This window comes from Saccharopolyspora ipomoeae (assembly GCF_029952525.1).
In the GTDB taxonomy this organism is placed as follows: Bacteria; Actinomycetota; Actinomycetes; order Mycobacteriales; family Pseudonocardiaceae; genus Saccharopolyspora; species Saccharopolyspora ipomoeae.
In genome coordinates, this window is record NZ_JASAOF010000016.1 from 1 (window position 1) to 26,181 (window position 26,181).

The 26,181-nt window shown below is 69.0% G+C and carries 31 protein-coding genes and 1 tRNA gene; 17 read left to right on the forward strand and 15 right to left on the reverse strand.

What is annotated here, in order from left to right; translation table 11 throughout:
• Window positions 1-182 (forward strand): hypothetical protein (locus QFW96_RS21535; protein WP_281457511.1); only part of this gene is annotated, 182 nt, incomplete at its 5' end.
• A gap of 51 nt (window positions 183-233) precedes the next feature.
• Here the strand turns inward: QFW96_RS21535 and QFW96_RS21540 are convergent.
• Complete coding sequence (locus QFW96_RS21540) at window positions 234-422, reverse strand: DUF397 domain-containing protein (RefSeq protein ID WP_425524781.1); 189 nt, start codon at window positions 420-422, stop codon at window positions 234-236.
• On the reverse strand, window positions 388-1,245 hold the full coding sequence (locus tag QFW96_RS21545; RefSeq protein WP_281457512.1) for a helix-turn-helix domain-containing protein: 858 nt from the start codon (window positions 1,243-1,245) through the stop codon (window positions 388-390). Before QFW96_RS21545 ends, QFW96_RS21540 begins: the two co-directional genes overlap by 35 nt.
• Window positions 1,246-1,324: 79 nt before the next feature.
• On the opposite strand from QFW96_RS21545, the gene QFW96_RS21550 reads away from it, so the two are divergent.
• Window positions 1,325-1,540: a hypothetical protein gene (locus QFW96_RS21550; protein WP_281457513.1), complete on the forward strand. Its 216-nt coding sequence runs from the start codon at window positions 1,325-1,327 to the stop codon at window positions 1,538-1,540.
• 61 nt (window positions 1,541-1,601) lie between these two features.
• Here QFW96_RS21550 and QFW96_RS21555 read toward each other — a convergent pair whose 3' ends face one another.
• Both QFW96_RS21555 and dcd read right to left on the reverse strand, forming a co-directional pair.
• Complete coding sequence (locus QFW96_RS21555) at window positions 1,602-3,005, reverse strand: sugar porter family MFS transporter (protein ID WP_281457514.1); 1,404 nt, start codon at window positions 3,003-3,005, stop codon at window positions 1,602-1,604.
• Between the two features lie 472 nt (window positions 3,006-3,477).
• On the reverse strand, window positions 3,478-4,059 hold the full coding sequence (gene dcd / locus QFW96_RS21560) for a dCTP deaminase (protein WP_281457515.1): 582 nt from the start codon (window positions 4,057-4,059) through the stop codon (window positions 3,478-3,480).
• Between the two features lie 90 nt (window positions 4,060-4,149).
• Here dcd and QFW96_RS21565 point away from each other — a divergent pair.
• Together QFW96_RS21565 and QFW96_RS21570 are read left to right on the forward strand one after the other, a co-directional pair.
• A tRNA-Gly gene (locus tag QFW96_RS21565) sits at window positions 4,150-4,223 on the forward strand.
• Window positions 4,224-4,300: 77 nt separating this feature from the next.
• Entirely contained in the window at window positions 4,301-4,774 is a 474-nt protein-coding gene (locus QFW96_RS21570; protein ID WP_281457516.1) for an OsmC family protein, read from the forward strand.
• Window positions 4,775-4,776: 2 nt separating this feature from the next.
• On the opposite strand, the gene QFW96_RS21575 is transcribed toward QFW96_RS21570, so the two are convergent.
• Window positions 4,777-5,232 carry a nitroreductase family deazaflavin-dependent oxidoreductase gene (locus tag QFW96_RS21575; protein WP_281457517.1) on the reverse strand — a complete coding sequence of 152 codons (456 nt, stop codon included), beginning with the start codon at window positions 5,230-5,232 and terminating at the stop codon, window positions 4,777-4,779.
• A gap of 103 nt (window positions 5,233-5,335) precedes the next feature.
• On the opposite strand from QFW96_RS21575, the gene QFW96_RS21580 reads away from it, so the two are divergent.
• Entirely contained in the window at window positions 5,336-5,989 is a 654-nt protein-coding gene (locus QFW96_RS21580; RefSeq protein WP_281457518.1) for a class I SAM-dependent methyltransferase, read from the forward strand.
• A 230-nt stretch (window positions 5,990-6,219) separates the two neighbouring features.
• Here the strand turns inward: QFW96_RS21580 and QFW96_RS21585 are convergent, their stop codons facing one another.
• A complete protein-coding gene (locus QFW96_RS21585) occupies window positions 6,220-6,624 on the reverse strand; it encodes an SSI family serine proteinase inhibitor (protein ID WP_281457519.1) in 405 nt (134 codons plus the stop codon).
• A gap of 538 nt (window positions 6,625-7,162) precedes the next feature.
• Here QFW96_RS21585 and QFW96_RS21590 point away from each other — a divergent pair.
• Together QFW96_RS21590 and QFW96_RS21595 are read left to right on the forward strand one after the other, a co-directional pair.
• Entirely contained in the window at window positions 7,163-7,780 is a 618-nt protein-coding gene (locus tag QFW96_RS21590) for a class I SAM-dependent DNA methyltransferase (RefSeq protein WP_281457520.1), read from the forward strand.
• A gap of 41 nt (window positions 7,781-7,821) precedes the next feature.
• Window positions 7,822-8,400, forward strand: coding sequence for a DinB family protein (locus QFW96_RS21595; protein ID WP_281457521.1), 579 nt, complete (start codon window positions 7,822-7,824; stop codon window positions 8,398-8,400).
• Here the strand turns inward: QFW96_RS21595 and QFW96_RS21600 are convergent.
• Window positions 8,381-8,785, reverse strand: coding sequence for a GNAT family N-acetyltransferase (locus tag QFW96_RS21600; RefSeq protein WP_281457522.1), 405 nt, complete (start codon window positions 8,783-8,785; stop codon window positions 8,381-8,383). The genes QFW96_RS21595 and QFW96_RS21600 overlap by 20 nt on opposite strands.
• A gap of 227 nt (window positions 8,786-9,012) precedes the next feature.
• On the opposite strand from QFW96_RS21600, the gene QFW96_RS21605 reads away from it, so the two are divergent.
• The gene (locus QFW96_RS21605) at window positions 9,013-9,441 is read left to right on the forward strand and encodes an SRPBCC family protein (protein ID WP_281457523.1); all 429 of its coding nucleotides are present in this window, start codon (window positions 9,013-9,015) and stop codon (window positions 9,439-9,441) included.
• Window positions 9,442-9,451: 10 nt separating this feature from the next.
• On the opposite strand, the gene QFW96_RS21610 is transcribed toward QFW96_RS21605, so the two are convergent.
• The 7 genes from QFW96_RS21610 to QFW96_RS21640 all read right to left on the reverse strand — a co-directional run bounded on the left by QFW96_RS21610 (window position 9,452) and on the right by QFW96_RS21640 (window position 14,985).
• On the reverse strand, window positions 9,452-9,931 hold the full coding sequence (locus QFW96_RS21610; protein WP_281457524.1) for a DinB family protein: 480 nt from the start codon (window positions 9,929-9,931) through the stop codon (window positions 9,452-9,454).
• Window positions 9,932-9,967: 36 nt separating this feature from the next.
• The gene (dnaB, locus tag QFW96_RS21615) at window positions 9,968-11,758 is read right to left on the reverse strand and encodes a replicative DNA helicase (RefSeq protein WP_281457525.1); all 1,791 of its coding nucleotides are present in this window, start codon (window positions 11,756-11,758) and stop codon (window positions 9,968-9,970) included.
• A 486-nt stretch (window positions 11,759-12,244) separates the two neighbouring features.
• The gene (gene rplI / locus QFW96_RS21620; RefSeq protein ID WP_132672016.1) at window positions 12,245-12,697 is read right to left on the reverse strand and encodes a 50S ribosomal protein L9; all 453 of its coding nucleotides are present in this window, start codon (window positions 12,695-12,697) and stop codon (window positions 12,245-12,247) included.
• 20 nt (window positions 12,698-12,717) lie between these two features.
• Window positions 12,718-12,954 (reverse strand): 30S ribosomal protein S18, encoded by a 237-nt coding sequence (rpsR, locus tag QFW96_RS21625; RefSeq protein ID WP_093419808.1) that lies wholly within the window; start codon window positions 12,952-12,954, stop codon window positions 12,718-12,720.
• 50 nt (window positions 12,955-13,004) lie between these two features.
• Window positions 13,005-13,490 carry a single-stranded DNA-binding protein gene (locus QFW96_RS21630; protein ID WP_281457526.1) on the reverse strand — a complete coding sequence of 162 codons (486 nt, stop codon included), beginning with the start codon at window positions 13,488-13,490 and terminating at the stop codon, window positions 13,005-13,007.
• 44 nt (window positions 13,491-13,534) lie between these two features.
• Window positions 13,535-13,885, reverse strand: coding sequence for a 30S ribosomal protein S6 (rpsF, locus tag QFW96_RS21635; protein WP_281457527.1), 351 nt, complete (start codon window positions 13,883-13,885; stop codon window positions 13,535-13,537).
• A gap of 152 nt (window positions 13,886-14,037) precedes the next feature.
• On the reverse strand, window positions 14,038-14,985 hold the full coding sequence (locus QFW96_RS21640) for a hypothetical protein (protein WP_281457528.1): 948 nt from the start codon (window positions 14,983-14,985) through the stop codon (window positions 14,038-14,040).
• A gap of 177 nt (window positions 14,986-15,162) precedes the next feature.
• Between QFW96_RS21640 and QFW96_RS21645 the strand changes: the two genes are divergently transcribed.
• Window positions 15,163-15,930, forward strand: coding sequence for a deoxyribonuclease IV (locus QFW96_RS21645; RefSeq protein ID WP_281457529.1), 768 nt, complete (start codon window positions 15,163-15,165; stop codon window positions 15,928-15,930).
• Between the two features lie 80 nt (window positions 15,931-16,010).
• A complete protein-coding gene (locus QFW96_RS21650; protein WP_343231400.1) occupies window positions 16,011-17,318 on the forward strand; it encodes a glycosyltransferase family 87 protein in 1,308 nt (435 codons plus the stop codon).
• Window positions 17,319-17,378: 60 nt separating this feature from the next.
• On the opposite strand, the gene QFW96_RS21655 is transcribed toward QFW96_RS21650, so the two are convergent.
• Window positions 17,379-19,220 (reverse strand): acyl-CoA dehydrogenase, encoded by a 1,842-nt coding sequence (locus QFW96_RS21655; protein WP_281457531.1) that lies wholly within the window; start codon window positions 19,218-19,220, stop codon window positions 17,379-17,381.
• A 240-nt stretch (window positions 19,221-19,460) separates the two neighbouring features.
• Here QFW96_RS21655 and QFW96_RS21660 point away from each other — a divergent pair, with 240 nt between their 5' ends.
• The 7 genes from QFW96_RS21660 to QFW96_RS21690 all read left to right on the forward strand — a co-directional run bounded on the left by QFW96_RS21660 (window position 19,461) and on the right by QFW96_RS21690 (window position 26,146).
• On the forward strand, window positions 19,461-20,435 hold the full coding sequence (locus QFW96_RS21660) for an ATP-binding cassette domain-containing protein (RefSeq protein ID WP_281457532.1): 975 nt from the start codon (window positions 19,461-19,463) through the stop codon (window positions 20,433-20,435).
• Window positions 20,432-21,232 carry an ABC transporter permease gene (locus tag QFW96_RS21665; protein WP_281457533.1) on the forward strand — a complete coding sequence of 267 codons (801 nt, stop codon included), beginning with the start codon at window positions 20,432-20,434 and terminating at the stop codon, window positions 21,230-21,232. The genes QFW96_RS21660 and QFW96_RS21665 overlap by 4 nt, the downstream gene beginning before the upstream one ends.
• Before the next feature lie 229 nt (window positions 21,233-21,461).
• Entirely contained in the window at window positions 21,462-21,998 is a 537-nt protein-coding gene (locus QFW96_RS21670; protein WP_281457534.1) for an OmpA family protein, read from the forward strand.
• A gap of 120 nt (window positions 21,999-22,118) precedes the next feature.
• A complete protein-coding gene (locus QFW96_RS21675; protein WP_281457535.1) occupies window positions 22,119-22,568 on the forward strand; it encodes a fluoride efflux transporter FluC in 450 nt (149 codons plus the stop codon).
• Complete coding sequence (locus QFW96_RS21680; RefSeq protein WP_281457536.1) at window positions 22,565-22,939, forward strand: fluoride efflux transporter FluC; 375 nt, start codon at window positions 22,565-22,567, stop codon at window positions 22,937-22,939. The genes QFW96_RS21675 and QFW96_RS21680 overlap by 4 nt, the downstream gene beginning before the upstream one ends.
• Before the next feature lie 122 nt (window positions 22,940-23,061).
• The gene (locus QFW96_RS21685) at window positions 23,062-24,795 is read left to right on the forward strand and encodes a hypothetical protein (RefSeq protein ID WP_281457537.1); all 1,734 of its coding nucleotides are present in this window, start codon (window positions 23,062-23,064) and stop codon (window positions 24,793-24,795) included.
• A 127-nt stretch (window positions 24,796-24,922) separates the two neighbouring features.
• Window positions 24,923-26,146: an MFS transporter gene (locus QFW96_RS21690; protein WP_281457538.1), complete on the forward strand. Its 1,224-nt coding sequence runs from the start codon at window positions 24,923-24,925 to the stop codon at window positions 26,144-26,146.
• The last annotated feature ends 35 nt before the right edge of the window (window positions 26,147-26,181 follow it).

Below are 26,181 nucleotides of genomic sequence, written 5' to 3' on the forward strand. Positions count from 1 at the left end.
TCGCCACCGGTTGCCCGTTCTGCAAGGTGATGCTCTCCGACGGCGTCACGACCCGAAAGTCGGAGCAGGTCGCCAACGAGTCCGTCGAGGTCGTCGACGTCGCCCAACTCCTGCTCAACGCCGTCAAGCGCGGCGACGACAAGAAGGACGGCGCCGCCGAACCCGAACCCGCCGGCAGCTGACCGAAAAACGCTGAAGGGCGCCTCCCCCCCGGGAGGCGCCCTTCTTCGTCTTCAGCCGTCGTCGAGGGAGGTTAAGAACCGCCGCCAGGAATCAACGGGGAAGGCCAGAACCCCGGTGTCCGGGCTTTTGGAGTCCCTCACCGCGACGCCCTCTTCGAGGAACGCGACCTCAACGCACGCTGCGTCGTTGCCGCCAACGCTGCGACTACTCTTGCGCCACCTGGCTTTCGTGAGATCCATGCTCAGCCTCCGCTAGCTCTCGGAGCCGTACGACCGAGTCCGCGCAGTTCAACGCCGCGGCTCTCAAGCGCTCGAAGGTCAGCGTAGCCCGCTGGACGGTTGCCGGATTTTCGATGTGAACCGAGCCCGAGGCGTGCTCGACGTAAAGAACATCGAGATCGTCCGGGTCTGGATAGCTGAGCAGCACGAAGGATCCCTCCAAGCCGCGAGCAAGTCCAAGCCTGATCGGCAGCACCCGAATGGTCACCGTGCTCAGCTCGGCGAGCTCAACGAGCCGCAGCAACTGCCTGCGCATGACGTCCGCTCCACCAATGGGCCTGAGGAGCGCGGACTCCTCGATGACCGCCTCGTAGGTCATCTGGCTGAGCCGCTCTTTGCGTCGCATGCGCGCGGCAGTGATCTGGGGAAGGCGGTCGAGTTCCACAGATCCACCACCAACGAACAGCTCTCGCGCGTACTCCTCGGTCTGGAAGATGCCCGGTACAACCCCGAGCTGCCACTCACGGACAGCAACAGCTTCTTCTTCCAAGTCGTAGTAGCCGCGACTCGTAATGCCGTACGCGTGCCACCACGGCTTGGCCTTCGCCGACCTGGCGAGATCGACCAGTCCCGGGTCGTAGGCGTCGTAGAGGTCCATCATCGAGCGCACCTCGTGCACGGAGGTGGCGACCTCGCCGGTCTCCTTGCGGCTGAGGGCACTTGTCGACATGTCGAGCGCAGCGGCGGCCTGCTCCTGGGTGAGCCCGGCGTCCTCGCGCAACCGCCGTATCCGGCGCGCGAGCCGACGCCGCCGAAAGGTGGGGCTGGTGCGCACGAATTCCATGATCGTAGCGGGAACCCGGAACCGGGATTCCCGATTGCGGTGATCCCATTGGGGGACTCCCGCCCGGACCCTCTACGCAATGACACCGAGGATCTCCGGCCTGGCCGAGAAGAACATCGACGGGACTCCGGACCCCGACCACGTGCGGCTCTGGGGCATGGACCTGGAGACGAGAGCCGTTCTGTACTGGCGGGAGCAGGGCAAGAGCCAGTTTGCGGTCTTCGACACGGTCGAGAGCGCCGACGAGCGCTTCGGCCGACTCTTCGACCTCGCGCTCTACTTCCCGCAGCCCTGAGAAGTGATCGAGGGCCGTTCCCCACCCGCGGGAACGGCCCTCGATCGGCTGGCTGGAGGGATCAGCTGCCCATCTCCTCCAGGGAGCGGCCGTTGGTCTCCTTCAGGTACTTGACCACGAACACCACCGACAGCGCCGCGAACGCCGCGTAGATGAAGTACGTGACCGGCAGGTTCCAGTCCCGCATGCTCGGGAAGGACACCGTCACCAGCCAGTTCGCGATCCAGTTCGTCGCGGTGCCCAGCGCCAGGGCCGCAGCGCGGATGCGAGCCGGGAACATCTCGCCCAGCAGCACCCACATCACGACGCCCCACGAGGCGGCGAAGAACAGCACGAACGCGCTCGCCGAGATCAGCGCGACGACACCCCACTGCGCGGGCAGCACGGCGTCCTCGCCGACGACCTGGGCGAAGCTGAAGGCCCAGCCGGTCACGGCCAGCGAGACCGTCATGCCGACCGAACCGATGATCAGCAGCGGCTTGCGGCCGATCTTGTCGACCAGCGCGATCGCCACCAACGTGCCGATGATGTTCACGATCGACGTGAACAGGCTCAGCAGCAGCGAGCTCTCCTCGTTGATGCCGACCGAGTGCCACAGCGACGACGAGTAGTAGAAGATCACGTTGATGCCGACGAACTGCTGCAACGCCGCGATGGCCATGCCGACCCAGACGATCGGCAGCACGCCGAACTTGCCGCGCAGGTCGCTCAGCTTCGGCTTCGTCTCGCCCAGGGCCGCCTGGATCTCGCCGATCTTGCCGTCGACGTCACCGGGCTCGATCTTGGTCAGCACCTCGCGCGCCCGGTCGACCTTGCCCGCGGCCACCAGGTAGCGCGGGGACTCGGGGATCGAGGAGGCGACGATCAGGTAGACCACGGCCGGGATCGCGGCCACGCCCAGCATCCACTGCCACGCCTGGATCGGCCCCAGCATCCCGGAGGCGCTGCCGCCCGCGAACGCCGCCAGGGCGTAGTTGACCAGCTGCGACACGGCGATGCCGAGCACGATCGCCAACTGCTGCAACGAGGCGAGCCTGCCCCGGTACTCAGCGGGTGCCACCTCGGCGATGTAGGCCGGGGCGATCACCGAGGCGATGCCGATCGCGACACCGCCGACCACGCGCCAGATCGCCAGGTCCCAGATCGCGAAGGGAACGGCCGAGCCGATGGCGCTGATGATGAACAGCACGGCGGCGACCTGCATGACCCGGATCCGGCCGATCCGGTCCGCCAGACCACCGGCGATGCCGGCACCGACGGCCGACCCCAGCAGCGCCGACGACACGGTCAGACCGGTCATCGCCGAGCCGACGCCGAAGTGCTCCTGGATCGCGTCGACGCCACCGTTGATCACGGAGGTGTCGTACCCGAACAAGAAGCCGCCGAGAGCCGCAGCCCCGGCGATCATCACCACGTGCCCGAGCTTGGCGGTTCCGCCCGAGGCACGCGACTGCAATGCGGACATCGATTCTCCCGCTTGCCCACACGCCGATCCGCCCCGTTGCGGGATCGTTCCAGAGCGCCGGGCGTCGGGGATCGTAAGTTCTTAACCCCGCACTTGCCTTGCTCGATTCAGGGTGATTTGCTTCACGCCGCAAGAATCCGCAGGCAACAGCCCTTACCTGGCAAAACGTCACATTCCCTGGGAACGCGAACAGTTACCAACCGGTTCCCCACCGCGCTCGCGACCACCCCTGAGCGCACGAACGCGCACGATCACCGACAGCATCCACCTCCGCCCCGCGCTCCAGCCGTCGGCGACCGGTCACGGTGACAACGTCCGTTGGCAGTGGACAGTTTTAGCCATAACTATCCGGACAAAAGGGATCTTGATCATGGGTGATTATGGCTAAAACTGTCCACTGCCGCGGCGAGCACCTCACGGGACCACCGCTCCGCGACGGAGGTCGGGGCGTGGGGTCGGGGCGTGGGGTCGCTCAGCGGCGGGTGTCGGTGACCTTGAAGTTGAGGTAGGCGCGGGAGGACGTCGGACCGCGCTGCCCCTGGTAGCGGGAACCCGCTTCCTTCGAGCCGTACGGGAAGTCCGCGGGGCTGGACAGCCGCAGCAGGCACAGCTGCCCGATCTTCATCCCCGGCCACAGGGTGATCGGCAGGTTCGCGACGTTCGACAGCTCCAGCGTGATGTGCCCGCTGAACCCGGGGTCGATGAACCCGGCCGTGGAGTGCGTCAGCAGTCCGAGCCGCCCCAGCGACGACTTGCCCTCCAGCCGGCTGGCCAGGTCGTCGGGCAGCTTCACCGCCTCGAACGTCGACCCCAGCACGAACTCGCCCGGGTGCAGCACGAACGGCTCGCCCTCGGGCGTCTCAACCAGCGACGTCAGCTCGTCCTGCTGCTTCGACGGGTCGATGTGGGTGTACCGGGTGTTGTCGAAGACCCGGAAGTAGCGGTCCAGCCGCACGTCGATGCTCGACGGCTGGATCATCGAGGGGTCGAACGGATCCAGTTCGAGGCGTCCCTCGTCCAGCTCTTTACGCAGGTCCCGATCACTCAGCAGCACGACACAAGGGTATCGGGAGCCTATGTCGATCTTGCCCGCCCACCGTGCTAATCTACGCACCGTCGGACGGAGTACACCGTCACGACCGCTGCGGATGTAGTTCAATGGTAGAACATCAGCTTCCCAAGCTGAGAACGCGGGTTCGATTCCCGTCATCCGCTCCAACTCCCGAAGGCCCAGGTCAGAAGCGCACAGCTTCGCCTGGGCCTTCGTTGTCGGGCCAGTTCCCTAGGCTCGCCTGATGGCGGAAACACATGGTTACGACGTGTCGATCGAGTGGACCGGCAACCTCGGGACCGGCACCGACGGCTACCGCACCTTCAGCCGCTCGCACGAGATCCTCGCCGAGGGGAAAGCACCGATCGCGGCCTCGGCGGACCCGGCGTTCCGGGGCGATCGGTCCCGCTGGAACCCGGAAGAACTGCTGGTCGCGACGGTCGCCCAGTGCCACATGCTCTGGTACCTCCACCTCTGCGCGAACGCCGGCATCACGGTCATCGACTACGAGGACGACGCCCACGGCGTCATGACGATGGACGAGCACGGGGGAGGCGGCCAGCTGACCGAGGTCACCCTCCGCCCCCGGGTGACCGTCACCGACCCCGCCACGATCGACGAGGCCAACGCCCTGCACTCGAAGATCCACGAGGTCTGCTTCATCGCCCGCTCGGTCAACTTCCCCATCCACCACCAACCCGAAGCCCACGTGCTCTGACCTCAAGCGGAAGAGGCCTCGGTCAGGGCGATCATCGGCAGGGTCGTTCCGATCGGGGCTTCGAGGGTCTTCTCGAAGAAGGGGCGGAGGCGGGCCCAGGCCTTGGGGTGCCGGGTCTCGTAGCGGCGGAGGGTGGCGGCGACTTCCTCGGCGGTGAGTCTGCGGGCCGTGACCGGGATGCGCGTGCGGGTGCCGATCGAGACGTGGGCGTTCGGGTGGGCGTCGAGGTTGCGCAGCCACTGGGTGCGCTCGCCGAACCCGGCGGCCAGCACGTAGCCGGTGTCCGTCCGGTCCACGACCTCCAGGACCGCGTAGCGAGGTTGACCGGACTTCCGGCCGACGTGCTCCAGCATGAGCAGCCGAGACCCGAACACCACGCCCAGGCGGGCGCGGAACAGCCAGATGGGCGCGCGGACGAGCCACCTGGTGCGCAGCAACTTCACCGCCAGATCCGTCATCCCCCCAGCAGAGCACAGCTTCCGCGCCGCTGTCCGGGAAAATCGGTCGACAGAGCTGGGAAGATGTTCCGGTTCCGATACGAGCTGATCTTGGGGGGAGAGCATGGATCCGCGGGATGCCGATGCGAGCCGCTTCGCCGGTGAGGCCCTGGCCAACGGCGAGCCGACGGGGTGGTTCGAGCCGCTCTACGCCGCCGCGTCCGGCGGCCAGGCCGTCGTGCCGTGGGACATCCCGGTGCCGCACGCCTTGCTGCCCGAGTGGGGGCGCGAGGTCGACGGCTCCGGCCGTTCAGCCCTCGTGGTGGGCTGCGGGTACGGGCGCGACGCCGAGTTCCTCGCCTCGCTGGGATTCCGGACCACGGCGTTCGACATCTCCGCGACCGCGATCCGCGAGGCACGCCGGCGCCACCCCGGCTCCGACGTCGAGTACGTGACGGCCGACCTGCTGAACCCGCCCGCCGAGTGGATCGGCGCGTTCGACCTCGTGCTGGAGTCGATCACTGTGCAGTCGATGCCGCCGTCGCTGCGCGCCGAGGCCACCGAGCGCGTCGCCGGCATGGTCGCGCCCGGCGGCGAACTGCTGGTCATCTCGGGCATCCGCGAGGAGGGCGTGGAGGTGGACGGACCGCCGTGGCCGCTGACCCGCGGCGAGATCGACGCGTTCGCCACCGGAGGGCTGCGGCCGGAGAAGATCGAGCGGTTGCCGCTTCCGGCGAACCCGGAGACGAGTTCGTGGCGGGCGCTCTTCACCCGTTAGAGCCCACCCGCGCGGATCGCCGCGCGAGATCCCCCGAGCGGTCACGGCCTCGGAGCTACGGTGCGCGGGTACTCGACTGAGGAGTGATCGCATGGCATGGGCACAACTGGTCGCTCTGTGCGGCTCCGGCTTCCTCATCCTCGGCACCGGACTGGCCGCCTGGGTACGTCGCGACCACACCTGACCCGCTGCTCGGCGGGCCCCCACGCGAGCCCGCCGAGCAGGGCCCCTCAGAGGTCGAAGACCACGCCGGTCTTGACCTGAAGCGTGCAGCTGTTGGAGTAGGTCTGGGTGTAGCGGATCTCCTTGCCGCGCCACTTGCCCTCGATCGTGGCCGTGACCGGCTGGTGCTCCAGCGTGCAGACCTTGCCGAGGTTCGCCTGCATCGCGGTGAAGTTCCCGTTGACCTTCTCCAGCTCTTCGCACGCCTTCGCGGCGTGCTGATGGGTACCCCCGGACGGGTGACACTTGAGCTCACCGAACTTGTTCGCGGTGAGGACGTCGCTCTTCACGGTCAGCCGCATCGTGCTGTCGGGGGCCGCGGTCGGCGCCGCGGTGGCGATCCCGGGGATGACGGCGGTTCCGGCGAGGAGCGCGGTGGCCAGGAGCACTCGACGAGTCAGTTTCGCAAACACCGTTCCTCAACTCTCCTGCTGCGGGAAGTCGTGACCGACTGGGAGCGAGAATCCCCGGACGGCAAAACCACTGCGCGCCAACGGTTCCTCGCGAACGCTCGGGAGGGCGGACGACTCGTCCGCGCCGGGCGATCCTCACGCTACTGCACTACCCGACGTAGCCTCATGTCACCTAAACCAGCGACATCGCAAGGAACTTCACGCACTAGTAGTAATCGCGTCCACTGAGGACTTCTCGCTCTTGTTGTGATGTCAACGGAATTCACGTCCCGATTTCAACCGAAACCAGGACCCTGATTTCCATTGAAATCGGGCACCCCACCACCCGCAACTCAGGCGGATCAGGCGCGAGGTGCGGAACCTTCGTCTGCGGCGGCATCTTCGACCCCGACACCGGGAACCCCCTCGCCGCCTCGACCTGATGCACCTGCTCGACCCGACGCCATCGGGCCCGACCCCGCCGAATCCGACCCCGCCGTCGGGCCGCCCCCACCGATCAGCGCGTGGAGCGTCGTACCGGGCGAATAACGTGCGCCGGGTGACCGACTACGCCCGCACCGCGGCCTCCTACGACCTCATCGCCGCCGACTACGCCGAGCACTTCGCAGGCGAGATCGACTCGAAGCCCCTGGACCGCTCGATGCTCACCGCCTTCGCCGAGCTCGTCTCCGGCCCGGTCCTCGACGTCGGCTGCGGCACCGGCTTCGCCACCGAGATCCTGCACCGCCACGGCGTCGACGTCTCCGGCATCGACCTCTCCGCGCAGATGCTCGACCAGTCCCGACGCCGACTCCCGGACGTCCGCTTCACCCAGGGCTCGATGACCTCGCTCGACGTCCCTCCGGGGTCGCTGGGCGGCATCGTCGCCTGGTACTCGATCATCCACACCTCACCGGAGGACCTGCCCGGCGTCTTCGCCGAGTTCCGACGAGCGCTGGCCCCGGGCGGGCACCTCCTGCTGGCCTTCCAGACCGCAGGGGACACCCTGCACCTCCCCGAGGCATTCGGCCGCCGGATCGACCTCGACTTCCTCCGCTCCGACCCCGCCGACATCGCCGGCCTCCTCACCGACGCGGACCTCACGCCCCACGCCACCCTCGTCCGCGAACCCGAAGGCGAGCGCACACCCCACGCGTTCGTGCTGGCCCGCCGCTGACAACCCCTGCCGGTGTCGGTGCGCGGTGCCAAGCTGAGCTGATGGACGCCGAGCACTTCGACTGGAACCAAGCACTGCGGGAGCAGTGGGAATGGCACTGGGACAACCAGCTCCGCCCCCGCCTCCAGGGCCTCACCGACGAGGAGTACTTCTGGTCGCCGGTCCCGGACGCCTGGAGCGTCCGGCCGCGCGGCACCTCGACCGCCCAGATCCAAGCGGGCGCGGGGGATCTCACGATCGACTACGGGTTCCCCGCACCGGAACCGGCTCCCTTCACCACGATCGCCTGGCGCCTCGGGCACGTCATCGTCGGCGTCCTCGCGATGCGCAACGCCGCCCACTTCGGCGCACCCCGGACCGACTACTTCTCGTGGGACTACGCGCCGGACGCCACCACCGCGCTGAACCAGCTGGAAACCCAGCTCGACGTCTGGCTCACCGGCCTCCGCGGCCTGACCGAGGCACAACTCCGCGCCCCGGTCGGCGACGAGGAGCCCTACCCGCGCGCCCCGATGGCAGAACTCGTCCTGCACATCCACCGCGAGCTCATCCACCACCTCTCGGAGGTCTGCCTCCTCCGAGACCTCCACACCCACCAGATCAGAGCTGGAGGAACATGAGCACCTCGTCGCGGTCGTCGTCGGGACCGAGCCGAAGCGCACCCGGCCACCGGCCGATCTCCTCCCACCCGAGCCGCCCGTAGAACCGCCCCAGGCCGATCCCGGCACGCGCGGCGAGGTGCAGCTGCTCCAGGCCCATCTCATCGCGCGCAACCCGGCGAGCTTCAACCATCAACGCGGTCCCGACCCCCTCACCACGCCGCTCGGGACGGCTCTGCACGTGGTTCACCGTCCCCCAGTGCGAGACCAGCGCGAACGTGTCGCGCCGGATGACGAGCCACCCCACCAGCTCCTCGCCGCTCCACGCCATCAGCACGCGACAGGTCCGCGGATCCAACGCACCCACGATCGCGTCGACCGACGCAGCGACCTCCCCCTCCTCCACCGGGGGAAACGGAAACCCCACCGCCCCACCGGCATTCGACACGTCAACCCAACACCGAACCAACGAACCCCGCAGCCCGGAATCCACATCCCCAACCCCAACGGCCTGCGAAAACACCCACGCACCACGACTCATCCCCCGAGCATCGCAACCCGCCGACAACCTCGTCGGTAGCCTGACGGGGTTCGGTTTGGTTGACTGCTGGGGTGGATTCTCAGGTGTTCGTCGTGTCCGGTTGTCGGGAGATCGCTGCTGAGGCTGGGTGGATCTTCGAGTTGATCGCCGATCCCGCTCGGCAGCCGTCGTGGGACGGCAACGACAACCTCAGCGAGGCGCCGACCGGTCAGCGGGTGCGGGCTGAAGGTGCCGTGTTCACGATGACGCTGACCACCGGCGGTGTCCGGGACAACCACGTCGTCGAGTTCGAGGAGGGGCGCCGCATCGCCTGGATGCCCTCGGACCACGGCCACGAACCGGCCGGGCACCTCTGGCGGTGGGAGCTGGAACCCGTCGGCGACGGCCGCACCCGCGTCACGCACACCTACGACTGGTCCCGGCTCACCGACGAGAAACGCCTCGTCCGCGCCCGATCGACCACCGAGGCACAGCTGCGAGCTTCCATCGACCGCCTCGCCGAACTGGCCGAGCGCGGCTGAGCAGCGCAGCTCATTCCGCGAGCAGCTGCTCTCGGAGGATGTCGGCGTGCCCGCAGTGGTGGGCCAGTTCCCGGAGGACCTGCAGGTACACCCAGCGGAGCGTGCGCGGACCGGCCCGGTGACCGGTCACGACGGTGTCCAGCGGTAGGTCCGCGACCAGCGAACGGGCCTTGGCGCAGGCTTCCCGGTGAGCTGCCGTGACCGACGCGATCGTGTCGTCGTCGGAGAGGCGGAAGGACTCGTCCGGGCTCCGCACCAGCCCCAGCTCCCGGCGGGACGTTCCGCCGACGCACTCCTCGAACCACACCCGCTGCATCCACGTGACGTGCTTGAGCAGCCCGAGGGGCGTCGTCGCCGACGAGACGAGCCGACGACGCGCCTGCTCCTCGGTCAGACCGTCGAGAGACGCCTCAACGGCGGAGCGGTAGTCCTCGACGAACGCGTCCAGCTGGGTGCGCTCATCCTCCATCGGCACGTCGAACGAACCCATCGGGCTCTCCCATCACGGCATCGGTCGAGAACGCGGCTACTCCTGGGCCATGTCGACGAAGCGGCTGTAGTGGAGCTGGTGGGCGACGGTGATCGTCGCCGTGGGACCGGCACGGTGCTTGGCGACCATCAGGTCCGCCTCGCCCATGCGCGGGTCGTCCCGCTCGAACGCGTCCGGCCGGTGGATCAGGATGACCATGTCCGCGTCCTGCTCCAGTGAACCCGACTCACGCAGGTCCGACAGCTGCGGCTTCTTGTCCGTTCGCTGCTCCGGACCTCGGTTGAGCTGCGAGATCGCGACCAGCGGCACTTCGAGCTCCTTGGCCAGCAGCTTGAGGTTTCGGGAGAACTCCGACACCTCCTGCTGACGGGACTCGACGCGCTTGCCCGAGGTCATCAGCTGCATGTAGTCGACGACGATGAGCTGGATGTCGTGGCGCTGCTTGAGCCGCCGCGCCTTGGCCCGGATCTCCATCATCGTCAGGTTCGGCGAGTCGTCGACGAAGATCGGCGCCTCGCTGATCTCGCTCATCCGCCGGGCCAGCCGCGTCCAGTCGTCGTCGGTCATGCGACCACCGCGCATGTCGCCCAGCCGGATGCGCGCCTCGGCGGAGAGCATGCGCATCACGATCTCGGTGCGCCCCATCTCCAGCGAGAAGATGACGCTCGCCATCCCGTGCTTCACCGACGCCGACCTGGCGAAGTCCAGCCCCAGAGTCGAGTTGTGCGTCGGGATCATCGACCTGGACGCCAAGTAGAGGTGATCCGACGAATCCACCTCGACGCACCTGACCGGCACGCTCTCCACGGGCCGGACGTCGGTGAACTTCAGGTCCGGGCGGTGCACCACGACCGCAGGACCGATCGACGCCAGCTTCTCGGTGGTGAGAACCGTTCCATCGTCCAGCTGCCACTGGTGGTTGGCGTCGGCGGTGATGGTCGTGCCGTCGGAGAACTCGATCTCGTAGCACGGGCGGTCGTGCATGACCTCGGTCGCGGCGACGACCTCGGTCGGCTTGCCGTCGGCTCCGATCAGATGATCGCCGACCTGGACCTCGCCCATCGTCGTCCAGCCGTCCGGCGTGGGCAGCGGAGTGTCCAAGGCCAGCGCCTTACCCACACCCGGTCGCGCCGCGACGATGATCATTTGGCCTGCGTGGAGGCCGTTGGTGAGGGCGTCGAGGTCGGCGAAGCCGGTGGGGATGCCCTGGGACTCGCCGCCTCGGGACGCGATCGCGTCGATCTCGTCCATCGTGGGCTGGAGGAGCTCCTCCAGGGCGTGGTAGTCCTCGCTGGCCTTGCGCTCGGTGACGTCGTAGATCGACGCCTGGGCGCGGTCCACGACCTCCTCGATCGCCGCGCCCTCCGAGCCGTGGTAGCCCAGCTGCACGATGCGGGTGCCCGCCTCCACGAGGCGGCGCAGGATCGCCTTCTCCGAGACGATCTCCGCGTAGTAGCCGGCGTTCGCGGCCGTGGGGACCGTGGCGATCAGGGTGTGCAGGTACGGGGCGCCGCCGACCTTGGTCAGCTCCTGGCGCCGCTCCAGCTCCGCCGAGACCGTGATCGCGTCCGCCGGCTCACCGCGGCCGTAGAGGTCCAGGATGCAGTCGTAGATCGCCTGGTGCGCGGGCCGGTAGAAGTCGTTCGGGCTCAGCGCCTCGACGACGTCGGCGATCGCGTCCTTGCTCAGCATCATGCCGCCGAGCACCGACTGCTCGGCCGCCAAGTCCTGCGGGGGCTGGCGCTCGAACGTGCTGGCGCCGCCGGGTGCACCTCCACCGTCGTCAGTGAAGTACGGGTCGTCCTCCCGCTCGTCGGGAACCGTCACCGGAACCCGTCACCTCCTCCGGCCAGCAGCCTGTCGTCCGTGCTCACCACGGCGACCGTTTCCTGCGCGCGCTCCGGCCACGGTACCGAGGACGGACCGTAGGCGGAGGCGCACGCGCGCGAAGCTAGATCGCCCGCATAGAGCAGGCAACTCAAGTTGTGGACAAACCTCGGGACAACCTGTGGATAGGTTGAAGCGAGCTGGGGACAACTCCGGACAGCCTTCCCCGCCGCTGGGGACAACTTGGGGACAAGTGGCGTAGATGCACTGAAAACCCCAGGTCACAGCATCGGTGAAGGCTGTGGAAGAAATCCGTGGAAAACTCCCGGCGTGTCGCCACCATCGGCGTGTCGTCATCAACAGCGGTGGGTGATCAGCAGAAGATCATCGTGACCGCCAGTGCACGGCCGGGAGACGGCATCGTCCACCCCGTCACACGAATGCCGGAGTGGACGATGCCGCTGAAGAGAATCCGGTACTACCGGGTCACTGCTCGCCGGTGACCTGGACGTTGACGTTGGCCGTCACGTCCGGGTGCAGCTGCACGTCGACGACGTGCTTGCCCAGCGACTTGATGTGGCCGCGCAGCGAGACCGAACGCTTGTCGAGGTTCGGGCCACCGGCCTTGCGCACCGCGGCGACGACGTCGCCGCTGGTGATGGAGCCGAACAGCTTGCCCTGCGAGGAGACCTTGGCGGTCAGCGTGACCGCGTCCAGGTTCTGCAGCTGCTGCTTGAGCTCGTGGGCGTGCTCCAGGTTCCGCACCCGGCGGTTCTCCTGAACGCGGCGGATCGTCTCGACCTGCTTCTGCGCACCCTTGGTGGCCACGATGGCCAGGTTGCGGGGCAGCAGGTAGTTCCGCGCGTAACCGTCCTTGACCTCGACGATGTCGCCGGACTCGCCGAGGCCGGACACGTCAGCGGTGAGGATGATCTTCATGACGTGACTCCTTTCTCAGATCAGCGAGCGGTCGAGGTGTAGGGCAGCAGGGCCATCTCACGCGCGTTCTTCACCGCGATGGCGACGTCGCGCTGGTGCTGGCTGCAGTTGCCGGTGACCCGGCGGGCACGGATCTTGCCGCGGTCGGAGATGTACTTCCGCAGCAGCGTCGTGTCCTTGTAGTCGATCAGCGTGGCCTTGTCCTTGCAGAACACGCAGACCTTCTTCTTCGGCTTGCGCACAGGCGCCTTGGCCATTGGTCTTCCTCCTGAACGAAAAACTTCCTAAGCGTTAGCTGCGGCGACCGTCAGAACGGCGGCTCGTCGCTGAAGCCACCGCCGGATCCCGCCGGCGGGGCCGAACCCCACGGGTCGTCGGCCGGCGGACCGGCCGGGGCGCTGCCGCCACCGAAACCGCCGCCACCACCGCGGCTGACCTTGTTGACCTTGGCGGTCGCGTAGCGCAGGGCGGGCCCGATGTCGTCGACCTCGAGCTCGACGACCGTGCGCTTCTCGCCTTCCTTGGTCTCGAAGGACCGCTGGCGCAGACGACCCTGCGCGATCACCCGCATGCCCCGGGTCAGCGACTCGGCCACGTTCTCCGCGGCCTGCCGCCAGATGTTGCAGCGCAGGAACAGCGCCTCGCCGTCCTTCCACTCACCGCTCTGGCGGTCGAAGGTCCGGGGCGTGGACGCGATCGTGAAGTTCGCGACGGCGGCACCGGACGGAGTGAAGCGCAGCTCCGGGTCGGCGGTCAGGTTGCCGACCACCGTGATTACCGTTTCACCAGCCATGACCTGGGGACTCCAGTCTGGTCGTCAGCGGGTACGGGCGTTGATCAGGCAGTCGCCTTGGCGGCGCGGGCCTTGGCGGCACGCGCGGCCTTGCGGGGCTCAACGATCTTCCGCTGGACCTTGGTCCGCAGGATGGACTCGTTGAGGTTCAGCTGACGGTCCAGCTCCTTGACGGTGGCCGGCTCAGCGTTGATGTCCAGGACGACGTAGATGCCCTCGGAGTTCTTGTTGATCTCGAAGGACAGCCGACGACGGCCCCAGACGTCGACCTTCTCGACGGTGCCACCGTCGTTGCGGACGACGTTGAGGAAGTTCTCCAGGGACGGAGCGACGGTGCGCTCGTCCAGGCTCGGGTCCAGGATGACCATGAGCTCATAGTGACGCATGAAGACCATTCACCTCCTGTGGACTCACGGCCACGGACTTTCCGTGGCAGGAGGGTCGTTCGCGTCAACGAACCGGTCAAGGCTAGCAAGGGGCACCGACCGCGAGGACATCGGCCTCGCCTCGGTGTGCTGGGACCCCGCCCCTGGTCAGAAACCCTGCGTCAGTGGCGGCGCAGGACCCACGCGCGGACCAGCGCGGCGGTGACGACCGCGAGCGAGATCGCGGCGATGAGGACCGGCAGGGCCACGCGCTCGGAGACCTCGGTCGGCAGGGCCTCCGCCTGGCCCGCCGCGCGGATCTCGTCCTGCTCGTCCTGGACGCGCTGCCGCTCCTCGGCCTGGCGGGCCAGGTCACCGACGTCAGGGGCCATGCCCGGGACGGCACCGTTCGGGATCGCGCCGTAGCGGGCCTGCGCCCACGGCAGCGAGGCACCGCGCAGGCTCGGCGGCAGCATGCTGACCGCGGCCGGGGCGCCGTTGGCGCTGGGCACGGACGGCACCGGGCTCGTCGACGGGGCCGACGGCGGCGGCTCGGCCGGCGCGGGAGCCGGGGCGGGCTCCGGCGGCGGGGGCGTCTCGGACGACGGCGGAGGCGGCTGCTCGGAGGACGGCGGCGGCTCCTCCTCCGGCTCAGGGGTGTTGACCGTGATCGAGTTGCCGAGGCTGACCAGGTTGGTGAAGTGGAAGCGGACGGCCTCCAGCTTGTCCTCCGGCAGGCCCAGCGAGCTCAGGCGCGGCGTCGCGGCCTGCGCGATCTCGCGGCCGGAGAAGGAGTTGGTGCCCGGCTCGGCGACGCCCAGCGGGATCGGGTCGCCCGCGGCGAAGCTCGACGAGGCGTCGTTGGCCAACCCGAAGGCCAGCGGCATCGCCAGCAGCACGGCCTGGTTGAGCTTGAAGTCCAGGGTCTTGGGCAGCACGGAGATCTGCTGACCGGCCTCACCGGAGACGATCGCGATCGAGTGGTCGACGACCAGCGGCTCGGCGGCGCTCGCCGTTCCCGCACCGAGGCAGGTTCCCGCCAACATCGCCACACCGGCCGCACCTGCGGCTACGGTGCGTCGGAGCGCGTTCGGTTTGATCAGCGGGTTGGGGTTTCCCCAGGTACCCATGGCTCGCCTCCCCGCGAACGGCTCCGGAACGACAGACACTGTCTCAAAGCTCCTAACGCGTGAGTACCGCCGTTGGTTGCGGGATTCCGGCAAATCCGTTGATGTTCCACTTCGTGGAACATCCCGGGCCGCCCCGGTTCCCGGAAACGGCCGCCGGGGACGAATAGACTGCGCGGCATGCGTATCGGCGCTCATGTTCGCGATGACGATCCGCTGACCGCTGCCGCTGAGCGCGGCGCGGAGGTGGTGCAGTTCTTCCTGTCCGACCCGCAGGGGTGGAAGGCGCCGAAGCCGCACCCGCAGGCCGAGCAGCTGCGGGACAGCGACGTTGCCGTTTTCATCCACGCACCTTATGTGATCAACGTGGCGTCGTTGAACAACAGGATCCGCATCCCGTCGCGGAAGTCGGTGGCGCAGCAGGCGAAGGCCGCCGCCGAGGTCGGTGCGCAGGGCCTGATCGTGCACGGCGGGCACGTCACCAAGGACGACGATCCGGCCGAGGGCATCGCGAACTGGCGGAAGCTGTTCGAGCGGCAGGCCGCCGAGGGCGGTTTCGAGGTGCCGATCCTGATCGAGAACACCGCCGGTGGCGCCAACGCGATGGCCAGGCGGTTCGACGTGCTGTCGCGGTTGTGGGACGCGGTGGGCGAGTTCGGCGCGGGTTTCTGCCTGGACACCTGCCACGCGCACGCGGCGGGCGAGGAGCTGCTGGACGTGGTGGACCGGGTCAAGGCCATCACGGGCCGGATCGACCTGGTGCACCTCAACGACTCGCGCGACGAGTTCGGCTCGTCGCGGGACCGGCACGCCAACATCGGCTCGGGCCTGATCGATCCGGAGCTGCTGGTGGGCGTGGTGTCGAAGGCGGGCGCGCCGGTGGTGGTGGAGACCCCGGACGAGGGGCAGGCCGACGACATCGCGTTCCTCCGGTCGAAGTCGAGCTGAACGTCGGTGGTCCCGGCGCTGCCGGGTGAGAGGAGCCCGGTATCAGGGTCGCGCGCGGCTTGACGGTGTCGGCGTTGGCGGTGTTGTGCCTGCTGACGGCCGTGACGTTGGCCTTGGGATACGCGAACAAGGCGCGGTGCACCGGGCCGGAGTTCAACGAGTGGGGGCGGTCCGGCCCGGACTACCAGATGCGCTCCTACCGGGACGTCTGCTACTCGGACGTCCAGAACCTGTGGGTGGGCCGGGACATCGATCGGCACGTGTTCCCGTACGTGCACGGCGGCATCGATCCGGACGGGTCGCTGTGGGGCGGGGTCGTGGAGTACCCGGTGCTGACCGGGGTGCTGATCTGGGCGGGCGCGTTCTTCGTGGACACCGACGCGGGGTTCCTGCTGTCGTCGGCGCTGCTGATGGCGCCGTTCGGGCTCGCGGTGGCGTGGTGGCTGGGCCGGTTGAGCCGGTGGCGGGCGCTGCTGTGGGCGCTCGGGCCGCCGCTGGTGCTGTACGCGTACCACAACTGGGACCTCCCGGTGGTGGCGAGCGCGGTGGCGGCGGTGTTCGTGATGCACCGCTGGCAGGCGTCGCTGGCGCGGCGGTCGACGGCGGCCGCGGTGCTGCTGGGGCTGGGTTTCGCGTTGAAGCTGTACCCGGCGATCTTCGTGCTGCCGCTGATGCTCCACGTGTTCACCGAGGGCGGCCGCGATTGGCGGGGCGCGCTGCGGGTGGCGGGTTCGGCGGCCGCGACGGGCGTGCTGGTGAACGTGCCGTTCGCGCTGGCGGGTTTCCAGGGTTGGGCGGCGTCGTTCGAGTTCCAGTCGCGGCGGCAGGTGGATCTGAGCACGAATTCCATCTGGTACTGGGGTTTTCGGCACTGGACCGGTGACGAGGGCTTCCAGGACGCGATGGGGATCGTCTCGCCGGGCCTGATGCTGGTGTCGTTCGCGCTGGCGTGCTGGATCGGCTGGTTGCGCTACGAGAAGACCGGGACGTACCCGTGGGTGCAGGTGTCGGCGGCGATGCTGTGCGGGTTCCTGCTGCTGCACAAGGTGCACTCGCCGCAGTACACGTTGTGGTTGTTGCCGTTCTTCGTGCTGGTGCAGGTGCGCTGGGGCTGGATCGTGGCGTACCTGGTGGCGGATTTCGCGATGTGCGTCGGCATCTTCCGGTGGCTGTACCTGGGCAACGAGGGCGAGCCCAGCGGCATCCACGACGGTTTCACGGCTCAGGCCCTGATGATCGGTGTCTGGGGGCGGGCGGCGCTGCTGATCGGCCTGTTCGTGGCGTTCCTGGCGGCGCGCACGACGATCGAGGAGAGGACCGAGGTTTCAGGTGGGACCCCGCTCCGCCCCACCGAGCGGCGGAGTTACAGCTGGAACTCCGGTCGCTGAGCACGAGAGGGGACCCGCGACCACTGCGGTCGCGGGTCCCCTCTCGTTGCGGGGTCCGGATCAGAAGACGGACTCGTCGAGCTCCATGAGGGAGTTGTCGGCGGCCTCGATGATCTTGCGGCGGCCGGTGAGCTCGGGCAGGACGTTCTTGGCGAAGAAGCGGGCGACCGCGACCTTGCCCTGGTAGAACGCCTCGTCCTTGCCGGCACCGGCGTCGAGGGCGGCGAGCGCGATCTCGGCCTGCTGCAGCAGCTTCCAGCCGATGAGCAGGTCACCGACGGACATCAGGAACGAGACGGCGTGCTGGCCGACCTTGTAGATGTTCTTGATGTCCTCCTGCGCGGAGGTCAGGAACTCGAACAGCGTGCCGAGCTGGCCCTGGACGTCGCCGAGGGCGCGGGTGAGGAGCTCGCGCTCCTCCTTGAGGCGCTCGTCGGCGTCGGAGTTCTCCAGCGTCTTCTGGATCTCGGCGGCGACGTGGCCGATCGCGGCGCCCTTGTTGCGGACGATCTTGCGGAAGAAGAAGTCCTGCGCCTGGATCGCGGTGGTGCCCTCGTAGAGGCTGTCGATCTTGGCGTCGCGGATGTACTGCTCGATCGGGTAGTCCTGCAGGAAGCCGGAGCCGCCGAGGGTCTGCAGCGAGTGCGTGAGCATCTCGTAGGCACGCTCGGAGCCGACGCCCTTGACGATGGGCAGCAGCAGGTCGTTGACGGCCTCGGCGAGGCTGACGTCGCTGCCGTCGTGCTGGCCCTGGGCGATCTGGTCCTGGTAGTCCGCGGTGTAGAGGTAGATGGCGCGCAGGCCTTCTGCGTAGGCCTTCTGCAGCATCAGAGCGCGGCGCACGTCGGGGTGGTTGGTGATGGTGACGCGCGGGGCGGTCTTGTCGGTGCTGCGGGTGAGGTCGGCGCCCTGCACGCGCTCCTTGGCGTAGTCGAGCGCGTTGAGGTAGCCGGTGGACAGCGTGGCGATGGCCTTGGTGCCGACCATCATCCGCGCGTACTCGATGACCTGGAACATCTGCGCGATGCCGTCGTGGACGTCGCCGAGCAGCCAGCCCTTGGCGGGGGTGCCGTGCTGGCCGAAGGTGACCTCGCAGGTGGCGGAGGCGTTGATGCCCATCTTGTGCTCGACGTTGGTGACGTAGACGCCGTTGCGCTCGCCGGGCTCACCGGTCTCGCCGTCGAAGTGGTACTTCGGCAGCAGGAACAGGCTCAGGCCCTTGGTGCCGGGCTTGGACTCGATGCCGGGTCCCTCGGGGCGGGCGAGCACCAGGTGCATGATGTTCTCGGTCATGTCCTGGTCGGCGGAGGTGATGAACCGCTTCACGCCGTCGAGGTGCCAGGTGCCGTCCTCCTGCAGGACCGCCTTGGTGCGGCCGGAGCCGACGTCGGAGCCCGCGTCGGGCTCGGTGAGGACCATCGTGGCGCCCCAGCCGCGCTCGATCATGAGCTCGGCCCACTTCTTCTGCTCCTCGGTGCCGTTCTTCCAGAGGATCGTCGCGAAGTTGGGGCCCGCCATGTACATGTAGATCGGCGGGTTGGCGCCGAGGATCAGCTCGGCGGCGGACCAGGTGACGGTCGGCGGGATGCCGTAGCCGCCCAGCTCGTCCGGGAGGCCGAGTCGCCACCACTCACCGTCCATGACGGCCTGGTAGGACTTCTTGAACGCCTCGGGGAGGGTGACCGAGTGGGTGGCCGGGTCGAAGTGGGCGCCCTTGCGGTCGCCTTCGACGAAGGAGTCGGCGAGCGGGCCGGTGGCCAGGTCGTTGAGTTCGGAAAGCACGCCGCGAACGGTGTCCTGGTCGGACTGCTCGAAGGCGCCCTTGCCCAGTCGGTCCTGCACCTTGAGGACCTCGAACAGGTTGAATTCGAGGTCTCGGACGTTGCTCTTGTAGTGGCCCATCGAAGGCTCCCTCTTGCGCGCTGCTGCGGGTGGGCCCGGCACCGAGCCCTTACTCGTCGGTAACAAGAGGGTATTACCTGGCGGTAACTTCTGTCGAGGCGACCTGGGCCACCCTCCCCGCGCACCCCTGCTGACCTGCGTTCCCGTCCGCAAAAACCCCTCGGCCGGGGAAAATTCGGAAGCGCTCCGTCACCCCCGCGACCTACAGTGGCCGAACCGGACTTCACGCTGGGGGTTGAGATGGTTGCGGTGCGTGCGGAAGCGCTGGTGAAGAGCTTCGGATCGACCCGCGCCCTGAACGGGATCGACCTGGAGGTCCCGCGCGGGGAGGTGCTCGGCCTGCTCGGACCCAACGGCGCGGGCAAGACGACCGCGGTCCGCATCCTGACCACGCTGTTGCGGCCGGACTCGGGGCGGGCGTTCGTGGCCGGGCACGACGTGCTCGCCGACCCGCACGCGGTGCGGCGCTCGATCGGGCTGTCCGGGCAGTACGCGGCCGTCGACGAGAACCTCACCGGCTTCGAGAACCTGCACATGGTCGGTCGCCTCTACGGGATGTCCCGCGCGAAGGCCTCGGCGCGGGCGCGGCAGCTCATCGACCGGTTCAACCTCGACGAGGCCGCGGACCGGCCGTCGAAGGGCTACTCCGGCGGCATGCGGCGACGACTCGACCTGGCCGGTGCGCTGGTCGCCTCGCCGACCGTGGTGATCCTCGACGAACCCACCACCGGGCTCGACCCGCGCGGCCGGCTCGACACCTGGGCGGTCATCGGCGAGCTCGTCGCCGACGGCACCACGGTCCTGCTGACCACCCAGTACCTGGAGGAGGCCGACCAGCTCGCCGACTCGATCGCGGTCATCGACCGCGGCCGGGTGATCGCCAGCGGCACCGCCGACCAGCTCAAGTCCCGGGTCGGCGGCGAATGCCTGGAGCTCGTCGCCGCCGACGCGGCCGACCTGCCGGTGGTGGCGCGGGTGCTGCACGAGGTCGGCACCGCCGAACCGCAGGTGGAGAACTCGCTGCGGCGGGTCAGCGTGCCGGTCGAGGCTGGCCCGAAAGCGCTGATCGAGGCGCTGCGGCGGCTCGACGCCGAGAACGTCGGGGTCAACGACGTCGGCCTGCACCGGCCGACGCTGGACGACGTGTTCCTGGGGCTGACCGGGCGGCACGCCGAGGCCCCTCACGCGGAGGACTCCGAGGAGGAGCGGGCATGAACGCGCTGGCGGCGAGCGTCCGCGACAGCAACGTCGTGGCCTGGCGGAACCTGATGAACATCAAGCGCAACCCCGACCTGCTGCTGGCGGGCACGGCGCAGCCGATCATGTTCGTGCTGATGTTCGCCTACGTCTTCGGCGGCAGCCTCGGCGGCGGCGCCTACCGGGAGTTCCTGATCGCCGGGATCTTCGTGCAGACGGTGGCGTTCAACAGCGCGTTCACCGTGATCGGCCTGGCCAACGACCTGCAGAAGGGCATGATGGACCGCTTCCGGTCGCTGCCCATGTCGCGGGTCGCGGTGCTGCTCGGGCGCACCACCTCGGACCTGCTGGTCAGCGTGCTGACCGTGGTGATCATGTCGCTGTGCGGGCTGATCGTGGGCTGGCGGATCCGCGGCGACCTGCTCGACGCCGCGCTGGCGTTCGGTCTCCTGCTGCTGTTCTCGTTCGCGATGTCGTGGGTGGGGGCGTTCATCGGGCTGGTGGCGCGCAGCGTCGAGGTCGCCCAGAGCGCGGGCCTGCTGTGGATGTTCCCGGTGACCTTCGTGTCCTCGGCGTTCGTGCCCGCCGAGTCGATGCCGGGGCCGCTGCGGGTCTTCGCGGAGTGGAACCCGATCACGGTGTACTCCGACGCGTTGCGGGAGCTGTTCGGCAACCCGGTGCGGGTGACCGGCCCACCACCGGACAGCTGGCCGGCCCAGCACGCGGTCCTGTACTCGGTGGTATCGGCGCTGGTGATCCTCGCGGTCTTCATCCCGCTGGCGGTGGCTCGCTACCGCCGCGTGGCGAGTCGGTGACGGCCCCTCCACGATGGTCCACAAGGGACTCTCGTTAGTGCGCGGCGATAACATTTCCGCTGCTGGGAAGCGCTTTGGAGTTCACTCCTTGGTGTGAACGAGCCCGGACTCGCGCGGTGGTTGAGCGGAACCGGGCCGATCAGCCCGCACTATCTGCCCGTCTCCGAGAAAGGCACCACGGACCGCGAGGTGGGTTATGCGCCGAACGAACGTCAAATACGCCGCAGCAGTGATCGCTTGCACCGGTGCCCTGCTCGCCGGGTGCGCGGGCGGCCCCGAAGGCGGGTCGGGCATGCCGCCTCAGCAGGGCCAGGAAGGCCAGCAGCCCGGCGGCGCAGGCCAGGGCGGCGAGGCCCAGGGCGGGGAGCAGACCCCGGGCGGCATGGGTGCCGGTGAGCAGGGCGGCGACGCGGCCCAGGCCAAGACCGAGCTGCAGGGCAAGCTCGACCAGCTCGCCCAGAGCACGCCGATCACCTTCGACCCGGACAGCAGCGAGCTCAACGACCAGGGCAAGCAGACGGTCACCCAGGTCGCGGACCTGCTCAAGAGCGCTCCGCAGGAGCTGAAGTTCACGGTGTCGGGCTTCACCGCGTCGGGCACCAACTCGGACCAGGACAGCCAGCAGCTGTCGCAGGCGCGCGCCCAGGCGGTCGCCGATCAGCTGGCGCAGGCCGGTATCGGTGCCGACCGGCTGCAGGTGTCCGGTCAGGGCGACGCGGGCGGCGACCCCGCCTCGTCCCGCAAGGTCGAGGTCAAGGTCCAGTAATCACCTCCGGGGTGGGGAAGTTTTCATGAAAACTTCCCCACCCGTGAGACCTCGGTCGCGAACGGACCTGGTCAGGCACCCGGACCGGTACCCTCGGCGAGGATGGTCACGGAGGTGTCGATGGCTTCTTCCGCCGAGACGCGGACGGTCTCCGCGCCCGCGCGCGGCAAGCCGGCCTCCGCCGTTCCCCTCGACCTGCTGGCCGCGGTCGCCGCCGGTGGCGCGCTCGGGTCGGTGCTGCGCTACGGCGCCGGCCTGATCTGGCCAGGGCCGACGTCGACGTTCCTGGTCAACGTCCTGGGCTGCCTGGCCATCGGCGTGCTGATGTGCGTGATCACCGAGCTGATCACCCCGCACCGGATGCTGCGGCCCTTCCTCGGCGTGGGCGTGCTGGGCGGGTTCACCACCTTCTCCACCTACGTCACCGACGCGCTGCGGCTGGCCGTGACTGCGCCACTGGCCGCGCTCGGATACCTGCTGGGCACGGTCCTGTGCTGCCTGATCGCCGTGTTCGTCGGCGTGGCCGCGACGCGAGCGCTGGCGCGCGGGGTGCGGCGGGAGGCGTCGTGACGGTCCTGCTCGTCGCGTTCGGCGGCGCCACCGGGGCGAGCCTGCGCTTCCTGACCGACCGCTGGGTGCAGGCGCGCCACGAGACCGGCTTCCCGTGGGGAACGCTGGTGGTCAACGCGGTCGGCTCGCTGCTCCTCGGGTTCCTCGCCGGGGCGGCCCTGTTCGGCGCACCGCTGCCGGTGCTGCAGACCGCGGTGGGCGTGGGGTTGTGCGGCGCGCTGACGACCTTCAGCACCTTCGGCTACGAGACCGTGCGCCTGCTGACCGGCGGCGCTCGGCTGCTGGGGCTGCTCAACGTGGTGGGATCGGTGCTGGTCGGGCTCGGTTCGGGTCTGCTCGGCGTGCTGCTGGCCGCCGCGCTCTGGCACTGAGCCTCACCCCATCGGGGGATCACGACACGAGTGCACGACCTTGCTCGCGCTCCCGGGTTCGCCGTGGATCGGTCTCTAACCTGTGGGCACGAGATCCGCACACGTGAGCGAACGGGGTCCCCATGCGCACCGTCTTCATCCACGGCGAGCAGGAACGTTTCGACGAGACCTGCGCCGAACTGATCAACCGCTTCACCGGCCGACACCCCGAGCTCGATGCGGCGGAGGTGGTCGAGCTGCTGCTGGACGACAAGTTCCTCGCCGACGGCATGCTGGCGCACTGGAGCGAGGAGGACGTGGTCCGCGTCCTGACCGAGGTCGTGCCGAGGCGTGCGGTGCTGACCGAGGACTGGTCGTCGGTCCCGGCCGTGCTGCACCGCTGGGTCGACTTCCTCGCCGAGGAGCGGCTGCTGACCTCGACCGATGCGACCTCCGAGCTGCACGAGGTGATCGACGCTACCGTCCCGGCCTACCTGACGGCGATGGCCGATCCGGGCGAGTGGGGCTCGGAGAAGTTCTGGACGACCACGATGCGCGAGCTGGGCGTCGACGACTCCGACGACGCCGCGGTGGAGGCCTTCCACGAGGCGGTGGACGCCGGTGAGCTCGACGTCGACCAGGACACGGCCGACGAGATCACCGCGCGCGAGGCCGCCGAGCCGGAACCGCAGCCGAGGGTGTGGCTGAGCCCGGTGGAGCTGACCGAGTCCGAACCGCACCGCGCGATCGCGGCTCAGGCGCCGATCACGCAGCAGATCCGCACCGTCTTGGAGCAGGCCTCGGACGGACCGGAGAAGCTGGCGGCCGCCCTGGGCGACGACGAGGGCACCGCCCGGCTGCTGCTGGAGTGGGCGCAGCGCGCGGGCCTGCTGCGGGTCACGGGTGAGCAGCTGGTGCCGACGCTGATCGCCGCTCCGGTGCTGGACGAGCCGGAGGTGCTGTGGACGAAGCTGTGGCAGAGCTTCGTGCTGCTCGACGACGCCTTCCGCGAGGACCTCGACGCGATCGACGCCGACACCGACGACGACCTGCTGCCGGAGCTGGTGCAGTCCGCGCTGAGCGTCCTCTACGCCGCGGGGGACGAGGTGCCGCTGGAGATCGTGGCCGCCACGGCCGCCGACGTGCTGGGCGCCGAGACCCCGGGGCCGGTGCTGGCCCTGGTGACGCGGATCGTGCGGCGGTGGGAGTCGATGGGTGCGCTGCGCACCCGCCCTGCCGGTGACGACGAGGAGCCGTTCGAGACGTTCGTCGAGCTGCAGCCCGCGGGCGTGTGGGCGGCGCGGGAGTCGTTGCGGGCGTTCGGTTTCCGCGTGCCGACCACCGAGGCGTTGCGGATGGCGCCTGCCGAGCTGGTGGTGCTGCTGTTCGCCGACGCCACGCCACCGGTGCAGCAGGCGCTGGCCGCGCACTGGATCGATCACCGGGGTTCGCAGCAGGCGGCGGAGGAGCTGACCGCGCTGCTGGAGCTGGTGGACGACCCGGCGGTCCGGCTTCCCGCGCTGGCGCTGCTGGAGGCGGCCGGCGAGGACGGGGTCGCGGCGGCGCGCGAGGTGGCCGACGACCCGGTGTGCGGCGCGGCGGTGCGGGTGTGGCTGCAGGCCACGACCGACGAGCCGTTGGCGCGCGAGGGCGATCGGGTGCTGTTCAACGCCGACGTGATGGCGGTGTCGCTGGAGTCGGATCCGGCGCTGCTGGTCGGCGAGGTCGCCGAGCAGCCGCAGGAGGAGCAGCTGCAGCTGGTGGCGGATCTGGCCGCCAGCGGGCACTCGCACGCCGAGGCGCTGCTGGCGGCGCTGGCCGAGCACCACGAGGACGAGGAGGTCGCGGCGGCGGCGCGCAGCGCCCTGGATGCCTGATTCGCGGTGACGCTGCTCATGTCCGTTTGTTCTGCTAACGAGAATTGTTTAGCATTGCGAACGAAATGACTTTTCCGAGCAGCCGCAACCGCAGCTGCGGACGCCGTTGATGAGGGGTGGCGTGGCGATGAGCGCCGGGCACGAAGTTCGGTTACTCGACGTCTTCAAGGGACAACCGAAGGCGGTGTGGATCACCGCCTTCGCGGCGGTCATCGCCTTCATGGGAATCGGCCTGGTCGACCCGATCCTGCTGTCCATCGCCGAGGCGATGCACGCGGGACCCGAGCAGGTCACCCTGCTGTTCTCGTCCTACCTGGGCGTTCAGGTCGTGGCCATGCTGATCACCGGTGCGTTCAGCGCCCGCTACGGGCCCAAGCGCACCGTGGTCACCGGCCTCGTCCTGATCGTGCTGGCGACCGTCGCGTGCGCGCTGGCGAGCTCCATCGGCCAGCTCGTCGCGCTGCGCGCGGTGTGGGGCCTGGGCAACGCGTTCTTCATCGCCACCGCCCTGTCGGTGATCGTCGGCGCCGCCTCGGGCGGCCAGCAGGCCGCCATCCTGCTCTACGAGGCGGCGCTGGGCATCGGCCTGTCCACCGGTCCGCTGCTCGGCGCGCTGCTGGGCAACATCTCCTGGCGCGGCCCGTTCGCGGGCACCGCCGCGCTGATGGCCGTCGCGCTGATCCTCTCCGCCGGGTTCCTGCCCAAGGACGGCGACCGGTCCAGCCGCGCGAGGATCGGTGTCCTCGACCCGCTCAAGGCGCTCAAGCACAGCGGGCTGCTGCGCACCTCGCTCGGCTCGGCGCTCTACACCGCCAGCTTCTTCATCGTGCTGGCCTGGTCGCCGTTCGTGCTGGAGTACGGCGCGATCGCGGTCGGCCTGGTGTTCTTCGGCTGGGGCCTGTGCGTGGCGGTGGCCGGCGTGACGCTGGCGCCGAAGCTCGCGGCCCGCTTCGGCGAGGTCGGCGCCACGATCATCGCCGTGCTGCTCTACGCGGTGATCCTCGGCATCATGGCGCTGGGACCGAAACCGGTCGTGGTCGTCGGCGTGATCCTCAGCGGTCTGGCGTCGGGCCTGCTCAACACGCTGTTCACCGGGTCGGCGATGAGCGTGAGCGACGCGCCGCGCCCGGTCGCCAGCGCGGGCTACAACTTCTGCCGCTGGCTCGGCGGTGCCGCCGCGGCGACGCTGGTCGGCCACGTCGCGACCTGGTTCGGCTCCAACCACGCCCCGTTCGGCGTGGGTGCGGCGCTGTGCGTGATCGCCGCGCTGCTGCTGGTCCCGGGCCTGCGCGGCAAGGGCGACGCGCAGCGGGTCCCGGCCGAGGCGGCCGTGGTCGGCGAAGAGGTCTGATCGAGGCGGTTCGCGAAAGGGCGTGCGGGTCTTGA

Coding starts and splice junctions, on each gene's coding strand:
- rpsR (WP_093419808.1), bottom strand. CDS start 12,954: ATGGCCAAGGCGCCTGTGCGCAAGCCGAAGAAGAAGGTCTGCGTGTTC.
- QFW96_RS21550 (WP_281457513.1), top strand. CDS start 1,325: ATGACACCGAGGATCTCCGGCCTGGCCGAGAAGAACATCGACGGGACT.
- QFW96_RS21665 (WP_281457533.1), top strand. CDS start 20,432: ATGAACGCGCTGGCGGCGAGCGTCCGCGACAGCAACGTCGTGGCCTGG.
- QFW96_RS21640 (WP_281457528.1), bottom strand. CDS start 14,985: ATGGGTACCTGGGGAAACCCCAACCCGCTGATCAAACCGAACGCGCTC.
- QFW96_RS21595 (WP_281457521.1), top strand. CDS start 7,822: ATGGACGCCGAGCACTTCGACTGGAACCAAGCACTGCGGGAGCAGTGG.
- rplI (WP_132672016.1), bottom strand. CDS start 12,697: ATGAAGATCATCCTCACCGCTGACGTGTCCGGCCTCGGCGAGTCCGGC.
- QFW96_RS21555 (WP_281457514.1), bottom strand. CDS start 3,005: ATGTCCGCATTGCAGTCGCGTGCCTCGGGCGGAACCGCCAAGCTCGGG.
- QFW96_RS21655 (WP_281457531.1), bottom strand. CDS start 19,220: ATGGGCCACTACAAGAGCAACGTCCGAGACCTCGAATTCAACCTGTTC.
- QFW96_RS21630 (WP_281457526.1), bottom strand. CDS start 13,490: ATGGCTGGTGAAACGGTAATCACGGTGGTCGGCAACCTGACCGCCGAC.
- QFW96_RS21545 (WP_281457512.1), bottom strand. CDS start 1,245: ATGGAATTCGTGCGCACCAGCCCCACCTTTCGGCGGCGTCGGCTCGCG.
- QFW96_RS21610 (WP_281457524.1), bottom strand. CDS start 9,931: ATGGGTTCGTTCGACGTGCCGATGGAGGATGAGCGCACCCAGCTGGAC.
- QFW96_RS21645 (WP_281457529.1), top strand. CDS start 15,163: ATGCGTATCGGCGCTCATGTTCGCGATGACGATCCGCTGACCGCTGCC.
- QFW96_RS21660 (WP_281457532.1), top strand. CDS start 19,461: ATGGTTGCGGTGCGTGCGGAAGCGCTGGTGAAGAGCTTCGGATCGACC.
- QFW96_RS21580 (WP_281457518.1), top strand. CDS start 5,336: ATGGATCCGCGGGATGCCGATGCGAGCCGCTTCGCCGGTGAGGCCCTG.
- QFW96_RS21685 (WP_281457537.1), top strand. CDS start 23,062: ATGCGCACCGTCTTCATCCACGGCGAGCAGGAACGTTTCGACGAGACC.
- QFW96_RS21570 (WP_281457516.1), top strand. CDS start 4,301: ATGGCGGAAACACATGGTTACGACGTGTCGATCGAGTGGACCGGCAAC.
- QFW96_RS21690 (WP_281457538.1), top strand. CDS start 24,923: ATGAGCGCCGGGCACGAAGTTCGGTTACTCGACGTCTTCAAGGGACAA.
- rpsF (WP_281457527.1), bottom strand. CDS start 13,885: ATGGTCTTCATGCGTCACTATGAGCTCATGGTCATCCTGGACCCGAGC.
- QFW96_RS21575 (WP_281457517.1), bottom strand. CDS start 5,232: ATGACGGATCTGGCGGTGAAGTTGCTGCGCACCAGGTGGCTCGTCCGC.
- QFW96_RS21540 (WP_425524781.1), bottom strand. CDS start 422: ATGGATCTCACGAAAGCCAGGTGGCGCAAGAGTAGTCGCAGCGTTGGC.
- QFW96_RS21675 (WP_281457535.1), top strand. CDS start 22,119: ATGGCTTCTTCCGCCGAGACGCGGACGGTCTCCGCGCCCGCGCGCGGC.